Source organism: Haladaptatus sp., assembly GCF_049589095.1.
Classification (GTDB): Archaea; Halobacteriota; Halobacteria; order Halobacteriales; family Haladaptataceae; genus Haladaptatus.
This window is the reverse complement of the sequence record NZ_JBAWAC010000563.1, coordinates 1-3,492: the sequence shown is the minus strand read 5'-3', so window position 1 is coordinate 3,492 and position 3,492 is coordinate 1. Positions and strand designations below refer to the sequence as shown.

At 59.8% G+C, this 3,492-nt stretch carries 3 protein-coding genes; 2 read left to right on the top strand and 1 reads right to left on the bottom strand.

Annotated elements, in window-relative coordinates; genetic code table 11:
* Positions 1 to 256 precede the first annotated feature (256 nt).
* The gene (locus tag WBV42_RS17755; protein ID WP_423987208.1) at positions 257 to 529 is read left to right on the top strand and encodes a hypothetical protein; all 273 of its coding nucleotides are present in this window, start codon (positions 257 to 259) and stop codon (positions 527 to 529) included.
* A gap of 24 nt (positions 530 to 553) precedes the next feature.
* Here WBV42_RS17755 and WBV42_RS17750 read toward each other — a convergent pair whose 3' ends face one another.
* Positions 554 to 1,948 carry an FAD-binding oxidoreductase gene (locus WBV42_RS17750; RefSeq protein WP_423987207.1) on the bottom strand — a complete coding sequence of 465 codons (1,395 nt, stop codon included), beginning with the start codon at positions 1,946 to 1,948 and terminating at the stop codon, positions 554 to 556.
* 398 nt (positions 1,949 to 2,346) lie between these two features.
* Here WBV42_RS17750 and WBV42_RS17745 point away from each other — a divergent pair.
* A partial coding sequence (locus tag WBV42_RS17745; protein ID WP_423987206.1) for a mandelate racemase family protein occupies positions 2,347 to 3,492 on the top strand: 1,146 nt, incomplete at its 3' end.

Below are 3,492 nucleotides of genomic sequence, written 5' to 3'. Positions count from 1 at the left end.
CCCCCATCCGAGGTAATTTGTGCCGGTTGCACGATATAATCCGTGGTGCAACGGTCATCCGTTCGGGGTCTTCGACAAGTGTGACGAACCGTACCGGCGGACGACGATGCTCTCCCCGGGTCGGAGTACTCTGCCGAGGTCGAACATCGGCGTATCGTTTTCGTGAGCGGTGAAAAACGACTTCGACGATGCCGACGTTTGTGAACGGATGGAACGCATCCATGGTTTAACGGAGCTTCGTTACGTCTATGGAACGATGGAAAACCCCGAATTCGAGGAACTGCAGGAGCACGCGTCCGAAGCGGTCACTGGAGACGAACTCAGGTCCGTCTACGTCGGACTCGTTCACCACGGTGGCGAACAGGAGTACTACTTCGGAAACGATGTCGAAGAAAACGAAGGGTTACAGGAGATGACCGCCGTCCAACTGGGGATGTTGCTTCGAGTGCTCGCGGACCGTTCCGATGCCACCCCGGCCGAGATAGCGGACGCCGCGGTAGACCACGCCGCTCAAATGCAACTCCAGTGAACACGGACGGGCGAAGCGCCCGCTCTATTCGGACGAGTCCGAAGGCGGGATGATCTTTCCAGGATTCAGGATATCGTTCGGGTCGAGTGCCTCCTTGATAGCTCTCATCGCGCCGATCACGGCTTCGCCGTGTTCCAACTCCATGAACTTCCGTTTCCCAACACCGATGCCGTGTTCACCGGTCGCCGTCCCATCGAGCAGGATCGCACGTTCGACGAGTTCGGAATACGCCTCACCGGCACGGGCGGATTCCTTCGGATCGTCGTAGTTCGCCAGTACGAAGTAGTGGAGATTACCGTCCCCGGCGTGACCGAAGCAGGGAATCGGAAAGTCGTACTCCTCGGCGACGGAGACGACCTCGGAGATCATCTCCGGATACCGGCTGATGGGAACCGTCACGTCGCCGGGCGGTCCGATGTCGAGGTCCGGATCGTACTCCTTTGCCGCATAGGTGATGTCCTTGCGGGCTTGCCAGAGTCGCTCCATCTCCTCTCCCGAGGCGATTTCCATCCGTTCGAGGTCGTGCGCTTCGAAGACGTTTCGACAGAACCCGATTTCCTCCTCGATGCCGTGATTGGCATGGAACTCGACGAACACCATCGGTCGCTCGGGCAGATCGGTATCCGAGTAATCGTTCGCCAGCATCGCCGTCTGGTCGTCGATCAGTTCGATCTTCGCCACATCCACTCCCGAAGTCACGGCATCGGAAATCGCCTCGGTGGCGTCGTTCAACGTCGGGAAGACGGCACGACCGCCCTTCACCTGCTCGGGCCGCCCGGCGAGTTCGAGCGTTGCTCGCGTGATGATCCCCAACGTCCCCTCGCTTCCGATGAGTAGTTCCTTCAGGTTGTACCCGCTGGAGGTTTTGGCCGCCTTGCTTCCGGCCTCGATGACGGACCCGTCCGACAACACCACTTCCAATTCGAGTACCCAATCGGCTACCTCACCGTATTTGACCGTCTGTTGGCCGGACGCATCGGTGGCGATCATCCCGCCGATCGTGGAAATGGCTCCAGAGGAAGGGAGCGGCGGGAAGAACAGGCCGTATCGTTCGAGAGCTTCGTTGATATCGTCGCCGATGGCGCCCGCTTCGACGTCGATCTGGAGGTCGTCGGGACGGATCTCCCGAACGGCGTTCATCCGCGTGGTGTCGAGGCTGATGCCGCCCCGAATCGGCGTGGCGTTGTGTTCCAGTCCGGTTCCCGCCGCATAGGGCGTGACCGGAACGGCGTGTCGATTGGCCGCCTCGACGACCGAAGCGACGTCCGCGGTCGATTCGGCGAAGACAACGCTGTCCGGTTCGATCTCGTCCGATTCACGCGTTCCGAAGTCACCGGCGTGGTTTCCCCGGTCGGATCGGCTTTGCGAGACGGTTCCATCCAACGCGAGATCCGCAAGAAACGAACAATCGTACGCCATGGAAGAGAAACGGTAGCGGGCAGTATAAACCCCCGACTAAGCGGTAGATCTGGGGTTAATGATCCTCACGGGAATCTCACACCGACGCCTCACCCAGAAACTATACGATAATTGCCGATTATTTGAATAAAGTAGCAACTATACACATGATTTTTCTCGTTACTACTAGTATATTTCCCTCGCGGGCCGACAGTCGGTCCGTACGATCTCGGGTTCGTACTGCCGACTAGTCGGATAGTAGTCGTCGAATACGTCGTTCTGCGCCGTGTCGTGTCGGCGAGAAATCGGTCGCCGGTTCGTCCCGTCCCCGCACAGGATATTTCGGGACGGGAGTTCGTCACTATCCGTTAGTAGACCGACAAAAAAGATTTTATACGGTCTTCCCGGAATCAGGTACTGTGGGACCAGAAATAACGAAGATAGTGAGTACGGAGTTTTCGTATCCGCTACAGGACGTGGGCACCGACGAACACGGCTTCAACCTCGTCTACGAACCGGGAACGACGACGGAACGGAAACTGTTCGCCATCGAGGTACAGACGGACACCGGTATTTCGGGTGAGTATATCGGCGGGAACTCCCCCGGGGCCGCCCAGTACAACACCGTCGCGGACTACCTCATCGGCAAGAACCCGCTCGAACGGGAAAAACATTGGAGCGAGGTCAAGCGCGCACTGCGGAAGTACGACCGGATGGGAATCGGTCCCATCGACATCGCGCTGTGGGACTTCGCGGGCAAGTACTATGACGCCCCGATTCACGAACTCCTCGGAACGTACCGCGAACGCATTCCGGCCTACGCCTCCACCTACCACGGTGACGAGAACGGGGGTCTCGACTCCCCCGAAGCGTTCGCCGATTTCGCCGAGGAGTGTCGAGACCGTGGGTTCCCCGGCTACAAGATTCACGGTTGGGGCGGCGGCGACACCTCCCGCGACCTTGACCGCGAAATCGACGCCGTTCACGCGGTGGGCGAGCGCGTCGGCGACGAGATGGACCTGATGCACGATCCGGCCTGTGAACTCGAAACGTTTGCAGACGCACTCAAACTCGGCCGCGCGCTCGACGAGGAGGGGTTCTTCTGGTACGAGGACCCCTTCCGCGACGGTGGCATCTCACAGCACGCTCATCGAAAGCTCCGACAGTCGCTCGATACTCCGATACTCCAGACGGAACACGTTCGCGGCCTCGAACCAGCGGCCGACTTCGTCGCGAACGAGGCGACCGACTTCGTCCGCGCTGACCCCGAGTACGACGGCGGTATTACGGGAGCGATGAAGCGCGCCCGTATGGCCGAGAGCTTCGGACTCGACGTGGAGTTTCACGCACCCGGTCCGGCCCAGCGACACTGCATCGCCGCAACACGGAACTCGAACTACTACGAGATGGCGCTCGTCCATCCGAAATGCCAGAACACCCAACCGACGGTGTATCTGGGCGACTACTCCGACATGATCGACGCCGTCGCTGACGACGGCACTGTTCCGGTTCCGGACGGCCCCGGTCTCGGCGTGGAGTACGATTGGGACTACGTCGAATCGAAC

Excerpts from the sequence above, each read along its gene's own strand:
- WBV42_RS17755 (WP_423987208.1), top strand. The coding sequence starts at position 257 with ATGGAAAACCCCGAATTCGAGGAACTGCAGGAGCACGCGTCCGAAGCG.
- WBV42_RS17750 (WP_423987207.1), bottom strand. The coding sequence starts at position 1,948 with ATGGCGTACGATTGTTCGTTTCTTGCGGATCTCGCGTTGGATGGAACC.